Here is a 23,063-nt window from a genome sequence, read left to right as displayed (position 1 = left end):
GGATTGCTGCGATGAACGAAATGCCGAGCATTGAACAGGCGAGTGACATGACTGAGAGCAAGATTTCCGCAAACAAGGTCCAGGTCTTTTATGGCGATACACACGCCATCAAGGACGTCGACATCGAGATCCAGCCGCGCTCGGTGACCTCCTTCATCGGTCCGAGCGGCTGCGGTAAATCCACGTTCCTGCGGACCATCAACCGCATGAACGACACGATCGACATCTGCCGCGTCGAAGGATCCATCAAGATCGACAACGAGGATATCTACGATCCGAAAGTCGATCCGGTGCAACTGCGCGCGAAGGTCGGCATGGTGTTCCAGAAGCCAAACCCGTTCCCGAAGTCGATTTACGACAACATCGCCTATGGCCCGCGCATCCATGGCCTGGCGCGCAACAAGGCCGAGCTCGACGATATCGTCTCCTCCAGCCTGCAGAAGGCCGGTCTCTGGGAAGAGGTCAAGAACCGACTGGACGAACCCGGAACCGGCATGTCCGGCGGGCAGCAGCAGCGCCTGTGCATTGCCCGGGCAATCGCCGTCAGCCCGGAAGTCATTCTCATGGATGAGCCCTGTTCGGCCCTCGACCCGATTGCGACGGCGAAGGTCGAGGAACTGATCGACGAGTTGCGCGAGAACTACACGATCGTGATCGTGACGCACTCCATGCAGCAGGCCGCCCGCGTCTCGCAGCGCACCGCGTTCTTTCATCTGGGTATACTGGTCGAAGAAGGTCCGACCGAGGACATCTTCACAAACCCGAAAGACAAGCGCACTCAGGATTATATTACTGGCCGCTTCGGCTAGGCGATTTTCCGAAATCGGAAGGGGACACAGGATGTCTGAACACATTGTCTCGGCATATGACGAGGAACTGACGGAAATGGCCGGCAAGGTCGCCGAGATGGGCGGACTTGCCGAGCGCGCGTTTGCCGATGCGGTTGCCGCGCTTGTTTCTCAGGATCACGAGCTTGCCAAAACCACGATTGCAAATGACGAACGTCTTGATGTGCTCCATCAGGCCGTCGAGGCGAAGCTCATCGAGATGATCGCACGCCGCCAGCCGATGGGCCAGGACCTGCGCGAAATCACCGCCGCCAGCCGTATCGCCAACGATCTGGAGCGGGTCGGCGACCTGGCCAAGAACGTTGCCAAACGCGCAATTGCGATCGACAGCAATCTCCAGTCCAAGAAACTGGCGATCGGTGTGGAGCACATGACCGAGCTCGCTCTCGGCCAGCTCAAGCAGGTTCTGGACGCGTATACGCGCCGGGACGCGGAAGCCGCACGCCGGGTCCAGGAAGCCGACGCGGAAGTGGACGCGATTTACACCTCCCTTTTCCGCGAGCTCCTGACCTATATGATGGAAGACCCGCGCATTATCACGCAATGCGTCCATCTCCTGTTCTGCGCCAAGAACATCGAGCGCATTGGCGATCATGCCACCAATATCGCCGAGAACGTCTACTTCATGGTGACCGGCGAGCGCCTCCCCGAAGAGCGGGAAAAAGTCGACGAAATGTCAGGCACTGTCTGAACCATCAGGGCGGATTGAATTTGGGCCGGCGCCCTGGTGCCGGCCGGGACAACCGGAGCTAAGTTGAATGCCGAAGGTGCTCATCGTTGAGGACGAAGAACCTCTCAGCCTTCTTTTGAGATACAATCTGGAAGCGGAAGGATATCAGGTGGAATCCTGTGTTCGCGGAGACGAGGCGGAAATCCGTCTGCGCGAAAGCCTGCCCGATCTTCTGTTGCTGGACTGGATGCTGCCGGGGCTTTCCGGAATTGAACTCTGCCGGCGCCTGCGCGCGCGCGAAGACACCGAGCGCCTGCCGGTGATCATGCTGACCGCGCGCGGCGAGGAAGCCGAACGCATTCGCGGGCTGTCCACCGGCGCCGACGACTATGTCGTCAAACCGTTCTCAGTGCCGGAACTGATGGCCCGCGTGCGCGCGATCCTGCGCCGCGCCAGCCCGGAAGTCGTCTCCACGATGCTGCGGTCCGGCGACATCGAGCTTGATCGCGAGACCCATCGCGTCCGCCGGAATACCAAGGAAATTCACCTTGGACCGACTGAATTCCGCTTGCTGGAATTTCTGATGACCTCGCCCGGGCGCGTGTTTTCGCGTGAACAGCTGCTCGACGGCGTGTGGGGACATGATGTCTATGTCGACGAACGCACCGTGGACGTCCATGTCGGACGTCTGCGCAAGGCCCTGAACCGGGGAAAGGCGAAGGACCCGATCCGCACGGTCCGCGGCGCGGGCTATGCCTTCAACGACCAGTTCTCGATCGCCAGCTGAAACGCTCGGTACGTCTCGTCAAACCTGACGCTGAAAAAAAATACCCGCTGAAGCAGCGGGTATTTTCGTGGGGCGTTGCCTTACATCTTCGCCGTGATGAACTGTCCTGGCTCTATCGTGACTTCCGGGACGATCGTCATGGGGGCGGAGCCCTTGATCTGCATGTCGATCTGGTAGCGTCCCGCGCCTAGCGGCATCGGCGGCCAGGGATTGCTGGACGTCCTGCTCCAGCTGATCGAGGCTTCGCGGCCATTGTCGAGATTCCTGGCAGTCACTTTGATTTCGCCAGGGATCTGGGTGTCGAACTTGATCCCGGATGTCAGCTTCGCATCGACAAAGCCCTGTTCCGGAACAGTGATCTTGCCGAAATCCGCCTCGGTGTGATTGTGTTCGGTCAGCCGCAACGCAAGATCATAGGTGCCGGGGGCCAGGAACACCGGACCGCGTCCGTCGAACTTGGTTTCAACACCGCTTGAATCCGTGATCTTGAGATAGGAGATGCTGTCCCAGTCCTCGTTCCAGTAGAGATTGAGGCCCTGATCGAGCGCAATCTGTTGCAGCTTGCCTTTTTCCAGCGAGATCTTTCCGAGATTCACCTCCGAATGATCATGCTCGCTCTGACGTACAATCAGGGTGTAGTCACCCGGAGGAACGGGCACGGCATCCCAGACCCAGTACCAGGCGGCGGGCTCTCTTTTCCGGAAACCGTTCTCAAGGTCAGTGTCGTTGGTCAGCAGTTGCCAGTAATACGGCCTGTCCTGACCTGCCGGCGGCACAAGCTGGAGACCCGTATCGATCGACACTTCGCTCGTTTGGCCGGAGGAAACGGACACCACTTCGGGGAGCGTCACCTCCTGTGCGCCATGCTCCAGGTGCCGCCAGACGAGCTGGTAAGACCCCGGCATCGCGGTCACGCTGTCTTCGGTGACCTTCGCCATCTCTTCAGCGGTTTCCGGGTTCGTGATTTTCCAGTACTTGGGCATCTGCGCCCAGTCCGCGAGTTTCAGCTTGATCGTACCGGGGCCTGCAATCTGGAGCTGGATCGTGCTCGCGGTTTCCGTGACTTCCGGCGCTTCGACAACGATCTCTTCCTGATTGGAAATGCTCTCGGTGACCTGGGTAAGCGCGGCACTGAGACCAGAGGTATCGTTTGCGGTGAAATACGCTCCGCCACCTTTTTCCGCGACGCACTGCAGCTGTTTTTGCGCCTGAGCATCAACACCGTATCCGACCACGTGGATCTTGAGACCCGCATCGGATTTGTGCAGCGCCTCGGCCAGTGCGCAGGGATCGCCTTCGCAGGTTTCAATGCCATCGCTGACCAGAACGATGGTTCTGTTGTCTTCGTTTCCGGTCAACCTTTCGGCGGCAAGACGCAAGGCGTCCGTGATGGGTGTTTTGCCGCGTGGCGAGATCGAGCCGACCTTGGCTCCGATAACCGCGCCGCCTGCCGTCGAAACAGGGTGCACCACTTCGATATCGGAGCAGTCTGCCTTGCGTCTGTGGCCGTAGGCGATCAGGCCGGCCTTCAGCGAAGCCGGAAGCTTGGAGGTAAGGTCGCCCATCACCTCGCGCGCAGCCGTGATCTTGGGGCGTCCATCGTCGAGGCGGCCCCACATGGATCCGGAGGCATCCAGAATGAACATGGAAGACGGCTCCGCCAACCCGGGTGTGGAAACAGCCAGGCCGAGCGCAAGCGCGGTCACTGTGGTTTTCGCGATGTATTTCATCCTGATCCTCTAATAATGTCTTCGCCTGGAATGTAATATTCCGAATAGGAGATTCAGAGTTCTTGTATAGTTAAGCAACTCTGCGTCCGTGATGGCTGTAAGTTAGAAGAGTTTCGGGAATTATCTGTAATATCGGTCACAAAAGCGTATATGAGAGACGCTTCGAGATATCTTTCTCTAGGTAAGGTAAATAAAAACAAAAAACCCGCCAACTGGCGGGTCTTGAGATCATTTGGTCTGCTTCAGGAAGCCTGGGCGACCTTGCGGTCACGGCGCCGGTCGGCGACAGGCTGATACGCGATCTTGCAGTGATAAGTGCAGTAGGGCACGTTCGGGTCCGATTGCCGGCCGCAGAAGTAGAAGTCGTCCGTCGCCGGATCCCCGATCGGCCATTTGCAGGTCCGCTCGGTCAGCGTCAGAATGGTGGCTCGCTCGGAAATCGGAACAACCATTTCGGGGACCGGTTCCAGGCGCGGCTTGATCGCGACTGCCGGTGCAGGAGCGGTATCGGCCTTGAGTGCCGTCGCGCCGATGGATTGCGGCTGGTGTTCAGGTTTCTTGGGTGCCCCCCCGGTTGCCGGAGAAGCCGCCCGCGGACGGCGGGGTTTGCCTGCCGAGCTGGACGTCTTGGCGCGCCCGGACAGCCCGAGCCGGTGCACCTTTCCGATGACGGCATTGCGTGTCACACCGCCGAGTTCGCCCGCGATCTGGCTCGCGCTCAGGCCTTCGCTCCAAAGTTTCTTGAGCAGTTCAACCCGTTCGTTCGTCCAACTCATTGCCCGCACCCTTTTGTCTGGCCCTGAGAGCCAATAGTCCCCGTCAGGACGTGCGCCCGCACGCCCAGTGTGGCATATCTTGTGCCTCTGGATGGTTTGTGACACGAGATCTCGTGTCTGATATGCCAAAGGTTACAATAACGTTAATTTGGCAGGCAACCGTTGCACCCAAAGCAGTTGGGGATGAACCGACTTTTCCCCAGTTATGGTAAGTTCTTCGGGAATTTTACGAATTCGGTTTCGCGGCCCCCGCGCGCGCGGCCCATTGACAGATCACCGTGCTGACAGTGTATAAGAAAGGCGCGACGTGCCGCCTCTTCGGGGCGGCACGTTGCGTTTTGGCTTATTTTCACCTTTGAGATGCATCGGTGTGAAACGCACGTTTCGCTGCGAGGATAGGCTTTTCCAGATCCGGGAAGGGGCAGCCGTGAACGGCGGCAGGATTTCCCGGTTGAAACCAATCGCAAGGAGCCACTGGCTTGCACTGAACCGCAGGCAGAATGCTCTAGGGAGTTAGACGAGGTTATGTCCGCGACTGCACTATTCGGAAACTACGCAAGATCGAACCTGACATTCGATCATGGGGAAGGTGTCTGGCTGGTTACGACCGACGGCCGACGATTCCTCGACTGCGGCTCCGGCATTGCAGTGAACGCCTGCGGTCACAGTCATCCGCATCTCGTCAAGGCCCTGCAGGACCAGGCGGCGAAGCTCTGGCACGTGTCCAACCTGCACCAGATGCCCGAGGGCGAACGGCTGGCGCAGCGGCTGACCGAGGCGAGTTTCGCAGACAAGGTGCTGTTCGTGAATTCCGGCGCTGAAGCGATGGAAGCCGCCATCAAGTGCGCGCGCCGCTATCATTATGACAATGGTCAGCCGGACCGGTATCAGATCATCACCTTCGAAGGTGCGTTTCACGGCCGGACGCTCGGCACGATCGCGGCCGGTGGACAGGAGAAATATCTGGAAGGGTTCGGCCCGAAGGCACCCGGTTTCGACCAGGTGCCGTCCGGTGATCTTGACGCCCTCAAGGCCGCCATCGGGCCCCAGACGGCGGCGCTTGCCATCGAGCCGATCCAGGGCGAAGGCGGCATTCGCGAAATCCAGCCGGACTTCCTGCGCGCTTTGCGCCAGCTCTGCGACGATCAGGGCATCCTGCTCATTTTCGACGAGATCCAGACCGGCGTCGGCCGGACCGGCAAGCTCTTTGCTCACGAATGGGCAGGCGTCAGCCCGGATATCATGGCGGTCGCGAAAGGCATCGGTGGCGGATTTCCCCTCGGCGCGTGCCTTGCAACCGCCGAGACCGCGTTCGCGCTGGCACCGGGCACCCACGGAACGACCTTCGGCGGCAATCCGCTGGCCATGGCGGTCGGCAATGCGGTTCTCGACGTGATCCTGGCAGACGGCTTCCTGGAGGATGTCCAGAAGAAGGGCCTGAGTTTCAAGCAGAAACTGGCCGGTCTCGTCGACGGGCATCCCAAGGTTCTCGACCAGGTCCGCGGCATGGGGCTGATGCTGGGGCTGAGATGTGTCGTCCCTGCGGGCGACTATGTTGCAGCTGCCCGCGAGGCAGGCCTTCTGGCCGTTCCGGCGGGCGACAATGTTGTCCGGATCATGCCGCCCCTGACCATGACCGAGGACGAAATTGCCACGGCCCTCGAGCGCCTGGAACAGGCGGCTCAGAGCGTCGAGGCAAAACTGGTGGAAGGAGCGGCCGAATGACCGCGAACGGCTCCTACCGGAACTTTCTGGATCTCACGCAGTTCGAGGGTGACGAACTGCGTGCCATTCTTCAGACCGCGAAAAAGATCAAGGCGGCCCGCAGCGGTGTCCGCCCCGGCGAGGGACCGCTTGCAGGCAAGGTCTTGGCGATGATCTTCGAACAGCCGTCGACGCGCACGCGCATCTCCTTTGATGTCGGCATGCGTGAACTGGGCGGCGAAACACTCATGCTGACCGGCGCGGAGATGCAGCTCGGACGCGGGGAGTCGATCAGCGACACCGCGAAGGTTCTGTCCCGCTTCGTTGATGCCATCATGATCCGGATCCTGGATCATGACGAGCTGAACCAGTTGGCCGAGCATGCCACCGTTCCGGTGATCAACGGTCTCACCAAGATTTCGCATCCGTGCCAGATCATGGCCGACCTGATGACCTTCGAAGAGCATCGCGGTTCGATCCAGGGCAAAAGCGTCGCCTGGACCGGCGACAGCAACAATGTCCTGGCATCCTGGATACATGCGGCTCCGCGTTTCGACTTCGAATTGCGCATAGCGACCCCGGCGGAACTTGCACCGCCGCAGGACCTGATCGACGTTGCCCGCGCAAAAGGGGGTTCCATTCAGGTGACGAGCGACCCATATGAGGCCGTCAAGGGAACCGATTGTGTGATCACGGATTGCTGGGTGTCCATGGGCGACGACGATTCCGAAACGCGCCACAACCTCCTGAGCGCGTATCAGGTCAACGAGCGCCTGATGTCGGAAGCGAACGGCGATGCGCTGTTCATGCACTGCCTCCCCGCGCACCGCGGCGAGGAAGTTACGTCCGAAGTCATGGACGGCCCCAATTCGGTGGTGTTTGATGAAGCCGAAAACAGGCTGCACGCCCAGAAGGGCATTCTGGCCTGGTGCTTCGGCAAGGATTGAGGCAAAGCCGACGTGGCATTGAATCTTGAAGAACTGGGTATCGCACCCGCAGGGCTGGACGCTGTCCGGCCCTTTGCCGTCGAGGAACTGGATGTCCGGGGGCGCGCCATCGCGTTCGGCCCCGTGCTGGACAGCATTCTCGGGCGGCACGACTATCCCGAGCCGGTCTCGCGGCTTCTGGCGGAAGCCATCGTGCTGACCGGCCTGCTCGGCACGTCGCTGAAATTCGACGGCCGCTTCACACTGCAGACCCAGACCGAAGGCCCGGTTTCCATGCTGGTTGTGGATTTTGCGTCTCCTGATGCGATCCGGGCATGTGCAACCTTCGACGGCGATCGGGTTCACGCTCTGATGGAAGCCGGGAAGGCGACACCCGAAGCATTGCTCGGTCACGGTCATCTGGCGATGACCATCGACCAGGGTCAGCACATGCAGCGCTACCAGGGACTGGTCGAGCTTGACGGCATTTCGCTTGAGGAAGTCGCACGGCGCTACTTCGAGCGCTCGGAGCAGATCCCGACGGAAGTCCGTCTCGGGGTCGGCGAACTCTACACGCGCAAGGAAGGCGAGGGCCACGCCAGGACCTGGACCGCGGGCGGCATCCTCATCCAGTTTCTGCCCGAAGCGCCGGAGCGCCTGAGACAGGCCGATATCGACCCGGGAGATGCGCCTGAAGGCACGACGCCGCACGCGGTGGAAGAAGACGATGCCTGGGTCGAGGCCAAGGTTCTGGTCGACACGGTTCAGGACGATGAACTGACGGATCCGGAAGTCAGCGTCGAGATGTTGCTCTTCCGGCTGTTCCACGAACGCGGTGTTCGCCTGTTCGATCCGCAGCCGCTGGCGGACAAGTGCCGCTGTTCACGCGAAAAGATCGAGGGTGTGCTGGCAGGCTTCAGTGCCGAGGAAATCGAGGAAGTCACCGTGAACGGCAGGATCGAAGTGACCTGCGAGTTCTGCAACGCGACATACGATTTCGAACGTTGATCGCCCGCGCGACGGGACAATTTTGAGTCTTCAGACACATTTCGTTACAATTTTGAAGGTGTCATCCTGCATGCCATTGCGTATGCGGGACTTGAATTTTGCAGTGCGAAGTAAATCTATCTGCAAGCGCACATTTCATATGCCCGATCGAGATACCGTAGTCCGGAACGCCGACAATGTTGCAGTCCTTGCCTCAGGAACCCGGAAAGGAACCGGTTTCCGAATTTCTCCCCCCTGCCGCCCCGGAGCCGGGCAACGGCTGGCGGCGGGTGATGCTGATCCTGAAAGCGTTGCTTCAGGCCCTCATCGCCTTTGCCATTCTGGTCGGCGCGTTCATGGGCATGAAGACGCTTGTCGCGACCAAGCCCGACGTTCCCAAGCGGCCGATACAGGAACGAAGCTATGCGGTCGTGACCACGGTTCTGGAACAGGGCGATTTTGCACCCGACATCCGCGTGTTCGGCGAAACCGCGGCGGGGCGGGAAGTGGAACTCCGCTCGCTTGTTGGCGGAGAAGTCACGGAAGTACACCCTGATCTCAAGGCCGGCGGCCACGTCTCTCAGGGAGACCTGCTGGTTGCGATCGATCGTTTCGACTACGAGGGCGCCGTGACCGAGGCGGAAGCCAACCTGGCCGAGGCAAAGGCCGGGCTGGTTGAAAGCGAGGGCCGCGTCGAACTTGAAAAGGCCAATGTTGTCAGGGCTCAGGAGCAGCTTGAGTTCGCTGAGCGGGATCTGCAGCGTGCCGAGGAACTGATCGGACGCGGTGCAGTGACGGAACGGACCGTTGACGACAGGCGTCTGCTCGTTTCACAGCGCCAGCAGGCGGTTGAGCAGCGTCAGAACTCGCTTGCGCTCGAAGAGGCCAAGGTTGTTCAGCAGACGGCGACCGTCAAGCGCCTCGAGTGGGGCCTGGAAAATGCCAACCGCCAGCTCGACAACACCATCCTGAGAGCGCCTTTCGACGCCGTCGTGCGCACGGAGGCGGCCGAACCCGGCCGTCTGGTCAGCGTCAATGACGCGGTCGTTTCGCTCTATAGCAGCGATGAATTCGAAGTCCGCTTCACGCTGTCCGACAACCAGTATGGCCGTCTGCTCGCAGACAGCGGCACCGTGATCGGCCGCCCGGTCAACGTGACCTGGTTTCTCGGCAACACCCCTGTGACCTACCCGGCGCAGGTCACCCGTGTCGGTGCCGATGTCGCCAGCACCCGCGGCGGAGTGGAACTGATTGCCGCGATCGATAACACGGATGCATCCGTGCCGCTTCGTCCCGGCGCGTTCGTTGAAGTGTCGCTTCCGGACCAGACTTACATGGAAAGCTTCCGCATCCCCGAAACGGGTTACTACGGCGAAGGCACGGTTTATGTCGTGAAGGACAACCGGCTGGAGCCGCGCGAGGTTGAGGCTCTGGCGATCGACGATGGTTTCATTCTGGTAAGGGGCAATCTCCAGCCCGGCGAAATATTGCTGACGACGCGCATTCCCGAGGCAGGCGCCGGACTGCTGGTCAATGACGTGGCCGCGCCGTCGCCCGACGCACCGTCCTCCGGGACCGGAAACGATGCTGCGCAAACGGCGGGCAATCGCAACGCCGACGCGCAGTAGACAGGGGTGCGGTGATGAGAGAGATCCGGTCCAGAGGCTTCCTTGAACTGATCGTCCGGCATGCGAACGCCGCCAATCTCATCATGGTCGTCATGGTGCTGTTCGGCGCCTACGGTCTGGCAAAACTGAACACCCAGTTCTTTCCGACCGTGAAGACCGACCGGATATCTGTGTCGATCATCTGGCCGGGGGCGAGCGCCGAGGATGTCACCACGAACATTCTTGAGGTGATCGAACCGGAACTGCGCTTCATCGATGGGCTCGACGAGATTGTCTCCTACGGCCGCGAGGGGGCCGCATCGGTGCAGATGGAGTTCATCGAAGGCACCAACATGCAGCAGGCGCTGTCGGACGTGGAGCAGGCGATCTCCGGTGTCACGACATTGCCGGTCGATTCCGAAACGCCGGTCGTGTCGGCGTCCACATTCACCGACGGTGTCGCAACGATCGCCCTTCGGGGTCCCTTTTCGGAGCAGGCGCTCAAGGTGTTCGCGCGCCAGATGCGCGATGACCTGCTTGCGCGCGGGATCGACAAGGTCGAGCTCTACGGTTATCGCGCGCCGGAATACCTGGTCGAGATCCCTGAGCGCGAGCTCAGGCGCCTCGACCTGACCATTTCCGATGTCGCCACCCAGATTGCTGGCAACACCATCGACGTTCCCGCGGGCAATCTGGACGGCGATGTCGAAAGGCAGATCCGCGCCCTCTCCGAAGAGCGCTCGCCGGAGGCCGTCGGCAGGGTGGAGGTCAAGTCCTTCGCCTCCGGCGAAAAGACGCTGGTCGACGATATCGGTACCGTCGTGCGGGACTTCGATTCCGGCGAGAACCAGGGGTTTTCAAACGGAACCCGGGCGATCGAACTGCAAATTCTCAGAACCGAGAAGACCGATACGCTGAAAGCCGCGCAGATCGTCGACGACTATCTCACCGAGATTTCCCAACAGCTGCCGCAGACCCTCGAAATCCTGAAATACGACGTGCGCGCCGACGCGGTGAAGGGGCGGATAACGCTTCTGCTCGAAAATGGCCTGACCGGTCTCGTCCTGGTGGTCGCGATCCTGTTCCTGTTCCTCAACGCCAGGATCGCGCTTTGGGTTGCCGCCGGCATCCCGGTCGCGATGATGGCGACGCTCGGCATCATGTGGCTCATGGGCGAGAGCATCAACATGATCTCCATGTTCGCGCTGATCATGATGCTGGGTGTGATCGTCGACGACGCGATTGTCGTCGGAGAGCATACGGCAACGCGCCAGAGCATGGGTGATAGTCCGGACGAAGCGGCGGTCAATGGTGCGACCACCATGCTGGCGCCGATCTTCGCGGCAAGCCTGACCACGATTGCAGCCTTTCTCCCCATCCTCCTGATCGGCGACGTGCTCGGCCAGATCATGGGCACGCTGCCCATTGTCGTGATCGCGGTCGTGATCGCTTCGCTGATCGAGTGTTTTCTGGTGCTGCCCGGCCACCTGTCACACGCGCTCGGGAGCCGGCCCGGCTGGAGCTGGTGGCGCGTTGTCATTGTCGCAGGTGTGCCGGCCTTCTTCCTGAGCGCTCTTGTTGCGCAACCGGATATCTCCGTGCCGCCTTATCTCGATGTCGTTGATGACCCCCTGCGCGCCCTGAGGGATGCTGCGGGTGTGGTCGTGTTCGAGATGATTGTCATCGGCGTCTGTTTTCTTGCCGCGCTTGCATTCGAGACGCTGCTGATGGCGTTGCGCCGCAGGAAGCAGCAAAGACAGGAGCCGGACAGGCCAAGCTGGTTCCGACGCGGGTTCGACACCGGTTTCGGCTGGATACGCGACTACCCGTTCCGTGCTTTTGTCTCCCTTGCCGTCCACTGGCGATACGTGACGCTCGCCGTTGCCATCGCGGCCATGGTTCTGGCGGTCGGGCTCGTACGAGGCGGGCGGGTCGGTTTCACCTTCTTCCCGTCTCCGGAAGCGGAAAACCTGACCGCATCCATTTTCTTCCACGCCGGCATTCCCGAAGCAGATGCGATCGACGGCATCGCCCGGATCGAGCAGGCGCTCAAGGATGCCGAGGCCAGTCTGACGCGAGACAACGGCGAGACGCTTGTCGAAGCGACATACGCGACCCTCGGCCAGGCGGGCAACAACCGCGGCGACAATGTCGCCAACATATCCGTACAACTCAGCCGGTCGGAGGAGCGCACGATCCGGACACCTGAAATCGTCCGCGCCTGGCGCGCGGCGCTGCCGGCGATCCCGGGCGCGGCGCGTGTTGCTGTCGCCGAAAGGCGTGGCGGGCCTCCCGGACGGGACCTCGATATCCGCCTCACCGGCGCGTCTCTGCAGGACTTGAAGGCAGCGGCCGAGGAACTCCAGGAGGAATTGTCCGCATTCCCCGGCACAAGCGCCGTGGAGGACGATCTCCCGTGGGGCAAACCTGAACTTCTTGTCGATCTGACCCCGCGCGGCCGTGCTCTCGGCTTCACGGTGGAAAGTGCCGCCCGTCAGATCCGCAACGCCTTTGAGGGCAACATCGCCCGGCGTTTCGCCGAGGGAGACGAGGAGGTGTCCGTAAGGGTCAAACAGGTGTTCGATTCAGACGGGACGGCGGCTTTGAGGCAACTCTCCCTGCGTACGCCTGCCGGTGAATTCGTTCCGCTGACGGAAATCGTCGATCTGACCGATGCGCAGGGCTTTTCGGTCATCCTCCGCCGGGACGGGCGCACCGTCGTAACGGTCGTGGCCGATGTCGACAGCACGATCACTTCGAACAACGAGATCATTGCGGAACTGAGCACGGAATTCCTGCCGGCGCTTTCGCAGAGATACGGTCTTGAATATTCCTTCGCCGGACGGGCGGAAGAGCAGTCGAACGCGTTTTCCGATCTCCTGACCGGCATCTTGATGGCAGTGGCGGGGATCTACATCATCCTGGCGGCGATCTTCGGCAGTTATTCGAGGCCGATCGTGGTGATGTCGATCATCCCCTTCGGCATCGTGGGAGCAATTGTCGGGCACTACCTGATGGGCTTCAACCTGACGATCCTCAGCATGATCGGCCTGCTCGGGCTCGCCGGCATCCTCGTGAACAACTCGATCATCCTCGTCGCGCGTTTTGAAGAACGTCTGACCGGAGGCGAAGACCTGGACGCGGCGGCAATCGGTGCCAGCTGCGACCGTCTGCGGGCCGTGCTGTTGACATCGATGACGACCATTGGCGGTCTGCTGCCACTCATGTTCGAGACCAGCCTGCAGGCGCAGTTCCTGCTGCCCATGGCAATCACCATCGTGTTCGGGCTGGCGACCGCGACCGCGCTTGTCCTGGTGCTTGTGCCCGCGCTCGTCATGATCGGTGATGATATCGGCCGGGTCATTTTCCTGAGCAGGCGCCAGAACCGTCCCGCCCTGCCGGGAAGCGGCCGGAGTGTGACACCTGCCGAATGAAGGCCTCAATCAGCCGCTACCCGATTTAACCGGAAATGAAACTGGCGAGACGATCTCCGGTCAACGAACCCGTCATTCCGGCTGAAGCGCAACGGAAGGCCGGAACCCAGTAACCGCTTGTTTCACCGTCATCCTTTAACCTTCAGCCACTGGGGATACTGGTTTCCGGTCCTGCCGCGCCTGCGGCAAACCGGGATGACAAATCCGGGTGACTGTCCTTTTTCCAGGCTATGCGCTGGACGCAATCATGGAGCTTTCAAAACCTGACAGGGTGGCCTCAGTCCCGGAGTGACGCCGCGAACGCCGCCACGGCGCCTGCGGCACTCCGGATGTTGCCGTCCAGTGTCGCAGGTGACTTGCCGCGTGGGCCGAAATCGTGATTGCCGTCTTCCAGGTAGGTCAGGGAAACATGGCCCGGCAGTGTCACCGCGTCGAGTTCCGCCTTGGATCCGAACGGGTCCCGGTCGCCCTGGAGGATCAGAACCGGCCGCTTGCTTTCCTGAAGCGGCGACAGCCGCCATTCGGCATCCGGTTTGCCGGTGGGATGAAACGGGTAGCCGAAACAGCATATGCCTCGCACCCGTTGGGGCAGAGAACCGCCGCCGCCCAGCATGGCCGCGACGCGACCACCCATCGATTTTCCGCCCAGAAGCAGGGGGCCGCTGGCGTCCGCCAGGAGGGTTTGTAGTGCTGTCTGAAATTCGCCGATCAGACGGTCCGCGCGTGGCGGCGGTCTTTTGCTTCCGCCGGTTCGGCGCCCGGCCATATAGGCGAACTCGAACCGCGCAACGGCAATGCCTTCATCGGCGAGCGCACCGGCAAGCTTTTCCATGAAGGCCGAATCCATCGGCGCTCCGGCACCGTGGGCCATCAGCAGCGTGGCTGCCGGTTCGTCTTCGGGGCGGTTCCAGAGAAAGTCGCTCATGGTGATGTGATCTGTCGCAGCTTCTTTTTTGGGAGAGTGGGCTATATTTTCACGAAAGGTGAAATAGAGCTTCCGATCGTCAGATGCCCTAGCGCGCCTTCCGGACAATGGCAAGCTGCTTTGCAACTCGGCGGACACGGGGACGAATGTTTGAAGAGATCGACATAAACCAGGTGCGCATGGCCTGCTTTGCCGGGATTTTCCTGGTCATGGCCCTGCTCGAGGCGGGGTTGCCCAGGCGTCGTCTGGAAAACGGACGTCTGAAGCGCTGGCCGACCAACTGGGGCCTTATCCTGCTGGATTCGATTCTGGTGCGGCTGATCTTTCCGATCGGAGGTGTCGGGCTCGCACTTCTGGCGAAGGAAAGCGGCTGGGGCCTGTTCGGATTGCTCGGCTGGTCGGGCGTGCTTGCCGGTGTCCTGACCTTCTTCGCGCTCGATTTCGCCGTCTGGGGCCAGCATGTCGCGTCCCACAAGATCCCCTGGTTCTGGCGGATACACCGCGTCCATCACGCGGACAGCGAAGTGGATGCAACGACGGCGCTCAGGTTCCATCCGATCGAGATCCTGCTGTCGTTCGTCTGGAAGGGGCTCGTGATCGTCGCGCTGGGCGGTCCGGTCGAGGCGGTGCTGATCTTCGAGATCGTGCTGAACGCCTCTGCCGTCTTCGGACATGCAAATGTCCGCCTGCCCCTGTGGCTGGACAGGCTTCTGCGCCTGGTCATCGTGACGCCGGACATGCACCGGGTCCATCACTCGGTGATCCGGCGGGAAACGGACAGCAATTATGGCTTCTACCTGTCGATCTGGGACCGGATGTTCGGAACCTATGTGGACCAGCCGGAAAAGGGCCATGACGGCATGGAGATCGGTCTCGGGGCACCGCTCACCCCCAGGGCGCATCAGTTCCCCTTCAGCCTCGCGATACCGTTCCTGGGAAGTTCAAGGACGAAGTCGGAAGAACCCGAAGCGATGGACGTGCGCAGCAATCAGTAAAAGCTGAGCGGAAAATATCGCAGGTAAAGTTCGCGGTAGATGCCTTTTTGCTGAAGCTGCGCCAGCGCGTAGTTGAGCGCGGCCGCACGCTCGGTATCTTCCGGGCGCGTTGCAATCGCCATGCCCCGGTCAAAGAAACCCGGTTCCAGCCAGGGGCCGCCTGCGAAAGCGCAGCAGGACGCGGCGGCCTCGCTGGGGAGCCAGAACGCAAGGCTCAGTCCGTCGCCGAAATGGGCGTCGGCGTCGCCGTTCTTCACCGCGTCTCGTGCCAGGGACACGCTCTCCAGCCCGAGGATATCGGCTTCCGGCCAGAACCGCTTCGCAAAAGCTTCGTAGCGGGACCCGGTCACCGCCGCGATGGTCTTGCCGCCGAGCGCCTGCTCATCGAAATCACCGGCCTTGTCTGCGGCTACCACGAAGCGTGCAGGCAGTTTGAGGTAGTCGTCGGTGAAATTCAGGCGCCGTGTCGCCGGCAGGCCCCGCGAGAGCCCGGCAATGATGGCGTCGCCCTCTTCCTCGTCCAGAGCAGACAGAAGGACGTTGAAATTCTTGATCCGGAGCGCACAGGAGCTTCCAAGTTCCTGGCAGAGCGCGCGCGCCAGATCGACATTGAAACCGGTCAGGCGGCCCTGCGGGTCGCGGAACACGAAGGGCGGGTGGTTGTCGGTTGCCAGGAACTGGATCTTGTCCGGTATGGAACTCGGCCGGTCGCTGACCGCCTTGGGGTCCCAGAAATTCGGCACGCGCACGCCCTCGTCCTGCGCAAGACCTTGAGCGGGCAGCAGGGAGGTGAAAAGAAGCGCGATCAGGAACGCAACCGGATGTATCTTCATGAATGCTGGATCGTGAAACCGCTATGATTGTCTGCAACTCGGGCGACGGGTCACATAGCGCATCGCGCGCGAGTCACCGTCCGTGCGGGGATGATACCGCAAAGTCAGCCTGCTGGGCAAAATGAGAATGCGCAAACCGATCCGGCTCGGACCAATCCCCGAATGGCGCAACCCTTGAAAGCGCAGATGCTCCGGCGCACGCGTGAGCGAAGCGCCCCGCGGCACGCGCGCGGCGGCGCGATCGAGCTTTTTGCAGTCATGTTGGCGGCCTAACGCCAAAACCGTTCATGGGAGTTTCTGCATGCCCTTGGGTCAGTACCCTAATGCAGATCGTCTTTCTCCAGATCGGTCAGGCTGACCCTGTCCGCCATCTTGACGAGCCAGTGAAGGGTTTTCTTCTGGTCGCTGTCCAGCTGGTCCATTTCCGAGATTTTCAATACGGTTTCACGATGATTGTTCCAGGCCAGGAAGAAATCAACAACATCCGAAACATCGTCGATAATAGGGTTTTTTTCTGACAATTTTCCTGCTCACGGTTCTGTTCCTCACAGCGTGAGTTTAGTTGGAGAAGCATTTCGGCGAGCGTGAAAAAAGTGTGAAGTGGTTGGATAGAGGCTATAAGTGCTGTTCTATAGAATACGTACTTTTCTCGAGGCGATGGGGCATGCACGCGAAGTTACTGGAAATCAGCTTGTTCGGGTCCTGTATTGTCCGTTCCCTGGAACCCGGAGCTTTCGAGATTACAGGTAAAAAGCATCGCGCGATCTTCGCGCTGCTTGCAACTGCGCCGCATGGCTGCAGAAGCCGGACCTTCCTGCAGGAGACGCTTTGGGGTGCCTCCTGCTACGACACCGGCAGGCAGAGCCTCAGGCGCGCGCTCTCCGACATCAAGTCGGCGATGGGTCCCTATTACAATCAGCTGATCACGACCAACAATTCCGAAGTCACGCTCGATCTCGGCAATGTCGTTTTTGCCGGTCAGCCGGGGCAGGGGACTTTTCTGGAAGGCCTCGACGTTCCCGCGCCGCTGTTCGAAGCCTGGCGCGACGCGGTCAGGGCCAATCCGGAACAGGTCCACGCGCTGTTTCGAACCCCGGCGTCGTCTCTTCCGCGGCCTCCGGTTCCGACCGTGACGGTCATGCCGCTCTTGAGCATCGAGAGCAATCCGGAGCTGTCGATGCTCGGGGATTGGTTCGCGGAGGAAATCTGCCGGTCGCTCTCGCGCACGAATCTTCTGGCCGTCATATCACATTTCTCGAGCCGGGCCCTGGCGGGGCGCCGGATCGATATCGAAGCGATACGGACAAAGCTCGCGGTCGACTATTGTGTCGCCGGCAGCATCCGGCAGATTGGCGACGAGGTGATCACCGACGTCGACTTCCTGGACGCAGAGACCGGGCGTATTCTCTGGACCCGCCAGTTCAGCGGCAAGCAGTCCGAGTTCATCAACGACTCGGGTCAGGGGCTCACCAATATCGTGACCTCCGTCGGCAATGCGATCGCGTCCGACACGTTGCGGTACGTGCGCGGCCGCCCGATCAACGAAATCGCCGATCACAAGCTGCTGATGGCGAGCGTCAGCCTCATGCACCGCTCGACCTTGCGGGATTTTGCAAAGTCGCGCGAACTGCTGGACGAAGCCCTCAGGAGATCCCCGCGCTCGGCGGAGGTCCACGCCTGGCGCGGCAAGTGGCACGTGCTCAGCGTTGTCAACGGATGGAGTTCGGACCCCTCCAAGGACACCAAGAGCGCGGTCGGCAGCACCTCGAAGGCGTTGGATATCGATCCGGAAAACGCGTTCTGCATGACCATTGACGGTTTCGCGCACAACAACCTGCTCCGCCGCCTCGATGTTGCGTCAACCCGTTACGAGAATGCCCTTGAGCACAATCCGAATGAAGCACTGTCCTGGTTGTTGCGCAGTGCGCTTTACGCGTTTCAGGATTCTGGCAGCCAGGCGGTGCACGCTGCGGACAAGGCGCGCAAGCTGTCTCCCATCGATCCATTCAAGTATTTCTATGACTGTTTGAGCGCGACCGCTTATCTGGCGTCCGAAGACTACGAAAAGGCACTGGATTTCGCCAACAGCTCGCTGGAGCGGAACCAGCGTCACCTGTCGACCCTTCGCGCAAAAATTATTGCTCTTCATTACCTTGATAGGACCGCAGAAGCAAAGACAGTCGCGGATGAATTGCGGCGCAGACAACCGACCTTCTCCGTTGAGGGTTACATGAATGCGCACCCGGCGGCCGATTATCAGGTTGGTCAAAATGCAATGCGCGCCTTGCGCGCGGTTGGTTTCTAACGAGGACTTCTAGGGGGAATAAATGGCCTATTTCGGCGGAATTGGCGGTATCGGTGGTATCGGCGGCATTGGTGGTATCGGAGGCATTGGCGGCATCGGCGGCATCGGTGGCATAGGCGGCATCGGTGGCATCGGCCTCAACGCAACCGGTCTCGGCGGTTTCATCGGCGGCGGCGGTGGTCTGGACTCCCTGACGATACAGGGTCTGCAGACCAGCGCACAGGCCATTGCCCACGCAGCCGGAGACGGCGCGGCCCACCCGTCCCGTGAAATGGACTTCTCGTCGAGCGAGAATCTCGGCAAATGGGCGGGATGGGTCCGGGCTTCGCTCTATCTCAGCGATTTCATGAGCGAGCTGTCCTGGGAAACGAGGGACGGCACCAGCTCCGAAGTCACTCTCTCGTACCGGCCGCACGGTGGCGGTCCCGTGCAACCCTTCTTCTCCGTTGTTCGCCCCGATGGCGAGTTGTTCGACAAACAGCTGGATCTGGTGCGGTCCTATATGGATCAGCGCCCGGAGCGGACAGCTGAAATCACGTCGCAGCTCGGCTTCCCGACCCCGTATTTCGCAATGATCCTGGGTCTCATCCCGGGCAGGAACGACAACACGCTTGAGCTGATCACCCTGACGCAGGTCCTCGCGGCGCATGTGGCCATGATCGTGAAACACCATCTTGCGATCCGGCGTCCGGACCGTATCGGAGCATCGATCCTGCCGATGATCCCGACCCCTGCGCATGGCAGCTTCCCGAGCGCTCATGCGACGGAAGCCTTTGCCGTCGTGCGCATGCTGGAAGGCCTGATCGATGCATCCGGCACCCACTACCCGGACAAGGACAAGCGCAAGAACCTGTTGCGCAAACAGGCGGAGCGCATTGCGGTCAGCCGCACGGTCGCCGGGGTGCATTACCCGGTCGACAGCTGGGCCGGAGCGTTGCTCGGCAAAATGGTCGGTGAGATCGTCCTGAACAAGTGTGGCGCGCAAACGGAAATGCGCGGTCTGAAATACGAGGCACACGCAGCGTCCGACTTCATGGTCTCGGACTACGTGCCGTCGAAATGGGGCGCGCACGGTGTCACCGAACTTCAGCTCTGCGCGATCGACAAGAGCGACCAGTTCGAATGGCTCTGGAAGAGAGCGGTCGATGAGTATGACCTTTAAGAAAGGGCACCTCGAACATGACCGACATCACAGCAAACGGCGGCCAGGACAAGGCCGTCGCACTCCGGAACTATCTCGGACCGTATGAGGCCTGGAACTTCGGCATAGGCAAGGACTACGCCTTTCCTGTCTATCGAAGCACGGATGTCCGGTTCCTGACGGCCCTGGCCGAGCATTCCGAGCCGAAAAACCCGCACACGCTTGCGGACGGGGGCGACGGACCGCGCGGCATGTGGCTCCCCACGATCTGGGGCAGGACGGACGGTGTTTCCCTGAAGTTCTGGCCGATCGTGGTCGAGAACCGGTCTGGCGGCGACATCGCGCCGGACTGCCTGAGCCTGAACCTGAGCGAAGCCCTGCAGCCGGCTGCCACGACCGATGCCCGCTTCAGAATGGCGTTTCCGGTGGAGGAAACGGCAATGCACCGGCTCGAGGGTAGATTGCCGTCGGCACCGGACTGGAGCCCGGATCCGAAGGTTCAGGCCACGGATCTACAAGGCAGGACGCTCAACATCCTGGCGGTCATCGACGACGGCATTCCGTTTGCGCACCGGAATTTCCGGGCCGCGGACGGAAAACGCAGCCGGCTGGAGTTCTGCTGGCTGCAATCGGCACACGGGCGCGACGGGGACGAAACCCCGAGCGTGCTGTTCGGCCGCGAACTGACGCGGGCAGATATTGAGCAGCTCGTTCACGCGCATGGCGACGACGAGGATGCGCTTTACGAAGTAGCGGGCGCTTCCGAACGGCAGTTCGGGTCCGGCGCAGCCATAAGACGTCTCGCGACCCATGGTGCGAACGTCATGGATATTGCCGCGGGCGCCAACCCGGACAAGGGACTTGTTCCGCCCGAGGAAACCCGTCTCATCGCCGTGCAGCTTCCCAACACCTACGGTTGGGATACGTCCAGCTTCGGCAAGGACATGTATATGCTGTCCGCCGTGCATTACATCCTTGAGCGCGCGGAGCGGATTGCGGCAGGCTACGGCGTCCCGGACATTCGCGTGACCATCAACATCAGTTACGGGTTTTCGGCCGGCCGTCACGACGGCCAGGGGGAACTGGAAGCGGCCATTGACGAACTGGTCGAAAAGCGCCGCCAGCTGGGCAGGCCGACGGCGATTGTCATTCCGTCGGGAAACACGTTCCTGGATCGCCTCCATGGCGAGATCACGGCCGAAGACCTGGCGTCCGGTGCCTTCGAATTCACCTGGCGCGTTCAACCGAACGACCGGTCATCGAACTATCTGGAAATCTGGTTCCCGGATCAGCTCGATCCCGGCGATTTCGGTGTCGAGGTCTCGGGGCCGTTCGGCAAGGTGACGGCAGGCCTCGAACTGAAACCGGATCCGGCATACCAGCACGGCGATCCGAGAAACTTCGAGACCATCCGGACCGGTTCGGGCGATGCCATCGGGCAGATCAGTCTTGACAACCACAGGCGAACGGGGCGCTGGCGCGTTCTGATCGCACTGGCTCCGAGCGAACCGCATGACGCTGCCCTTGCGGCGGCGCCTGCCGGGGACTGGAAGGTGACGCTCAAGCGGGGCCCGGCGGCGCCTGCCGGCCACGGGCCGATCTATCTTTGGGTGCAAAGGGATATTGATCTGGAGGCGTTTCTGACCGGCTCCCGGCAGAGTTATCTCCACGATGATGACTACCGGCTCTTTGACGACAGGGGCACCGGGGATGACACCGACCGGTCCGAAAGCCATGTCAAACGCTTCGGCAGCCTCAACGGCATGGCGACCGGTGCGACAACACTGGTGGTTTCCGGGGCCGTGCCCCGTATCGGCGCGTTGCCGGGAAGTGCCGAAATAGACGCATCGGCCTTCAGTTCCGCCGGTAAATCGGGGGCGGGCGATGCAGTCGGCAGCGTTGATTGCGCGGCTCCGGCCGACCGGTCGATCATCAGTCCGGGCATCGTCGCGGCCGGGACGCGCAGCGGTTCCTATGCGTCGGTGCAGGGAACCAGCGTCGCGGCCCCGCTTGTCGCGAGACGATTGTCGGAAGCTTTCGCAACGCATTCCGATGCAGATATCAAGAATGCGGAAGAGGACAATTATCTTCCGATCCTGCAAAAACTCGAATTGCCGGGTCAGAATGAGGATGATCGCGCGCGTTTCGGAAAATTCCTTGTTATCTGAATAGATAAATTTACCAAGTTTACTGTCAGGCCCGGTTTCGACCGGGCCTTTCTTTTTGCAGTGTGCTGAATTCACGCTTTTCTCACGCGCGTGAACCCAATGAATATTGTACAAAAATCTCATCAACGACGCACTCAAGTGGGGATCTGAGCGGATCGGGAAGACTGCGTTGATGCGGGCCGGTAGGGGCGGTTCCGCACGGGGAAAAGAGGGATCGCGGGATCGCTTGACTCCCTGTCACGCAAGTTCACGCCAGCTTAGGAGGTAGCCATGTACGCCGATATCCTGGAAGCGACAGTCCTGAACAACACGCGGTATGAAAAGGATCCGAACAGGTGCCTTGCCTATCATGTTCTAGACGACATGCGGGCACCTCTGACCCAGGAACAGGTCGCCGCTCACTGGTCGGCGTCAGGCAAGGGTGATGACACGCATCCGATCCGGATCAACCGGTCACCCCTGCGTGTCTGCGCCTGCGGAGATGCCTGGATCAACGTGGTGATCGAAGTGTCCCGGTACCTTGGCTACAACAAGACCTTCTTCGATATTCTGGAAGGCTACTACCAGACGGCAAGCTCCGCGTGGCCGGGTCACAGTTTCGAGGATGTCGTCACGGAAAAGCCCTTCCGCGTCCATGTCGACCGGGGTGTCTATGACTATCTCGTCTTTTCGGGCGGCGGCGATGAGGTCCTCGGCGGCTGCGCGCTGACGCGGCTGCTCAAGGACAGGAGCGCGGGGCTCGGGTCCGACGATCCGGAGGATTTCCTCCAGATGGAGAAGCTGGAAGACACCCTCGCAAGGCTGAAAAGCGGCTATGTCGAGATCGCACGCTACCTGCACACAAAGGCACCGCGCACGCAGCTGCTTGTGCATGGCTACGACTATCCCGTGGCCCATAGCGACGGACCGTGGTTCGGCCGCCCGTTCATCAAGCGCAATTTCCGCTTCGAGGCCGACCGGGACCTGATCCACGCCATCCTCGCTTATCTTGTCGACCGGTTCTACGAGTTCCTGAACGAGATCGACGCGGCCCATCCGAACGTGACGGTTGTCGATATCCGCAACGTGGTGCGAGGGCGCTGGACGGACGAATTTCATCCCGATCTGGATGCGTCCAAGGACATTGCGGGCTTTTACCGCAACCTGATCGATGGATATCCCATCGTCTGACGTTTCAGAGCCCTTTTGAAGGAAGAGGGCGCTGGTTTCGCGGGCAACCGCACAATC

At 60.9% G+C, this 23,063-nt stretch carries 18 protein-coding genes; 13 read left to right on the top strand and 5 right to left on the bottom strand.

Translation table 11 applies throughout. The features are described from left to right. Nucleotides 1–11: 11 nt before the first annotated feature. The 3 genes from pstB (at nt 12) to phoB (ending at nt 2,305) form a co-directional block, all read left to right on the top strand. Nucleotides 12–809 (top strand): phosphate ABC transporter ATP-binding protein PstB, encoded by a 798-nt coding sequence (gene pstB / locus ACO08A_RS03170; protein WP_422039793.1) that lies wholly within the window; start codon nt 12–14, stop codon nt 807–809. A gap of 31 nt (nt 810–840) precedes the next feature. After that, nucleotides 841–1,539 carry a phosphate signaling complex protein PhoU gene (phoU, locus tag ACO08A_RS03165; protein ID WP_422039792.1) on the top strand — a complete coding sequence of 233 codons (699 nt, stop codon included), beginning with the start codon at nt 841–843 and terminating at the stop codon, nt 1,537–1,539. A 67-nt stretch (nt 1,540–1,606) separates the two neighbouring features. Next, nucleotides 1,607–2,305: a phosphate regulon transcriptional regulator PhoB gene (phoB, locus tag ACO08A_RS03160; RefSeq protein WP_421981801.1), complete on the top strand. Its 699-nt coding sequence runs from the start codon at nt 1,607–1,609 to the stop codon at nt 2,303–2,305. Nucleotides 2,306–2,385: 80 nt separating this feature from the next. On the opposite strand, the gene ACO08A_RS03155 is transcribed toward phoB, so the two are convergent. Both ACO08A_RS03155 and ACO08A_RS03150 read right to left on the bottom strand, forming a co-directional pair. Then, nucleotides 2,386–4,035 (bottom strand): vWA domain-containing protein, encoded by a 1,650-nt coding sequence (locus ACO08A_RS03155; protein WP_422039791.1) that lies wholly within the window; start codon nt 4,033–4,035, stop codon nt 2,386–2,388. A gap of 242 nt (nt 4,036–4,277) precedes the next feature. Then, nucleotides 4,278–4,811, bottom strand: coding sequence for a GcrA family cell cycle regulator (locus ACO08A_RS03150; RefSeq protein WP_421981803.1), 534 nt, complete (start codon nt 4,809–4,811; stop codon nt 4,278–4,280). A 525-nt stretch (nt 4,812–5,336) separates the two neighbouring features. Between ACO08A_RS03150 and ACO08A_RS03145 the strand changes: the two genes are divergently transcribed. The 5 genes from ACO08A_RS03145 (at nt 5,337) to ACO08A_RS03125 (ending at nt 13,469) form a co-directional block, all read left to right on the top strand. Next, a complete protein-coding gene (locus ACO08A_RS03145; protein WP_422039790.1) occupies nt 5,337–6,536 on the top strand; it encodes an aspartate aminotransferase family protein in 1,200 nt (399 codons plus the stop codon). Continuing rightward, on the top strand, nt 6,533–7,462 hold the full coding sequence (argF, locus tag ACO08A_RS03140) for an ornithine carbamoyltransferase (RefSeq protein ID WP_422039789.1): 930 nt from the start codon (nt 6,533–6,535) through the stop codon (nt 7,460–7,462). Before ACO08A_RS03145 ends, argF begins: the two co-directional genes overlap by 4 nt. Before the next feature lie 12 nt (nt 7,463–7,474). After that, the gene (locus ACO08A_RS03135) at nt 7,475–8,449 is read left to right on the top strand and encodes an Hsp33 family molecular chaperone (RefSeq protein ID WP_422039788.1); all 975 of its coding nucleotides are present in this window, start codon (nt 7,475–7,477) and stop codon (nt 8,447–8,449) included. Nucleotides 8,450–8,625: 176 nt separating this feature from the next. Further along, nucleotides 8,626–10,056: an efflux RND transporter periplasmic adaptor subunit gene (locus ACO08A_RS03130; RefSeq protein WP_422039787.1), complete on the top strand. Its 1,431-nt coding sequence runs from the start codon at nt 8,626–8,628 to the stop codon at nt 10,054–10,056. A 14-nt stretch (nt 10,057–10,070) separates the two neighbouring features. Beyond that, the gene (locus ACO08A_RS03125) at nt 10,071–13,469 is read left to right on the top strand and encodes an efflux RND transporter permease subunit (RefSeq protein ID WP_422039786.1); all 3,399 of its coding nucleotides are present in this window, start codon (nt 10,071–10,073) and stop codon (nt 13,467–13,469) included. A gap of 277 nt (nt 13,470–13,746) precedes the next feature. Here ACO08A_RS03125 and ACO08A_RS03120 read toward each other — a convergent pair whose 3' ends face one another. Beyond that, a complete protein-coding gene (locus tag ACO08A_RS03120; RefSeq protein ID WP_422039785.1) occupies nt 13,747–14,394 on the bottom strand; it encodes an alpha/beta family hydrolase in 648 nt (215 codons plus the stop codon). Between the two features lie 146 nt (nt 14,395–14,540). Here ACO08A_RS03120 and ACO08A_RS03115 point away from each other — a divergent pair, with 146 nt between their 5' ends. After that, nucleotides 14,541–15,389, top strand: a complete 849-nt coding sequence (locus ACO08A_RS03115) for a sterol desaturase family protein (RefSeq protein WP_422039784.1) — start codon at nt 14,541–14,543, stop codon at nt 15,387–15,389. Here the strand turns inward: ACO08A_RS03115 and ACO08A_RS03110 are convergent. Next, nucleotides 15,383–16,222: a transporter substrate-binding domain-containing protein gene (locus ACO08A_RS03110; protein ID WP_422039783.1), complete on the bottom strand. Its 840-nt coding sequence runs from the start codon at nt 16,220–16,222 to the stop codon at nt 15,383–15,385. The two genes, ACO08A_RS03115 and ACO08A_RS03110, sit on opposite strands and share 7 nt — an antisense overlap. 320 nt (nt 16,223–16,542) lie before the next feature. Then, the gene (locus ACO08A_RS03105; protein WP_319386230.1) at nt 16,543–16,743 is read right to left on the bottom strand and encodes a hypothetical protein; all 201 of its coding nucleotides are present in this window, start codon (nt 16,741–16,743) and stop codon (nt 16,543–16,545) included. Nucleotides 16,744–16,886: 143 nt separating this feature from the next. Between ACO08A_RS03105 and ACO08A_RS03100 the strand changes: the two genes are divergently transcribed. The 4 genes from ACO08A_RS03100 to ACO08A_RS03085 all read left to right on the top strand — a co-directional run bounded on the left by ACO08A_RS03100 (nt 16,887) and on the right by ACO08A_RS03085 (nt 23,006). Then, entirely contained in the window at nt 16,887–18,527 is a 1,641-nt protein-coding gene (locus tag ACO08A_RS03100) for a hypothetical protein (protein ID WP_422039782.1), read from the top strand. 22 nt (nt 18,528–18,549) lie between these two features. Next, nucleotides 18,550–19,689 carry a phosphatase PAP2 family protein gene (locus ACO08A_RS03095; RefSeq protein WP_422039781.1) on the top strand — a complete coding sequence of 380 codons (1,140 nt, stop codon included), beginning with the start codon at nt 18,550–18,552 and terminating at the stop codon, nt 19,687–19,689. A gap of 17 nt (nt 19,690–19,706) precedes the next feature. Continuing rightward, a complete protein-coding gene (locus tag ACO08A_RS03090; protein ID WP_422039780.1) occupies nt 19,707–21,836 on the top strand; it encodes a hypothetical protein in 2,130 nt (709 codons plus the stop codon). Between the two features lie 270 nt (nt 21,837–22,106). Continuing rightward, nucleotides 22,107–23,006 carry a hypothetical protein gene (locus ACO08A_RS03085; protein WP_422039779.1) on the top strand — a complete coding sequence of 300 codons (900 nt, stop codon included), beginning with the start codon at nt 22,107–22,109 and terminating at the stop codon, nt 23,004–23,006. Nucleotides 23,007–23,063: the final 57 nt, after the last annotated feature.

The organism is Roseibium sp., from assembly GCF_965232425.1.
In the GTDB taxonomy this organism is placed as follows: Bacteria; Pseudomonadota; Alphaproteobacteria; order Rhizobiales; family Stappiaceae; genus Roseibium.
Note: the sequence above shows the minus strand (reverse complement) of the source record. Positions and strands in the feature narration are given on the sequence as shown.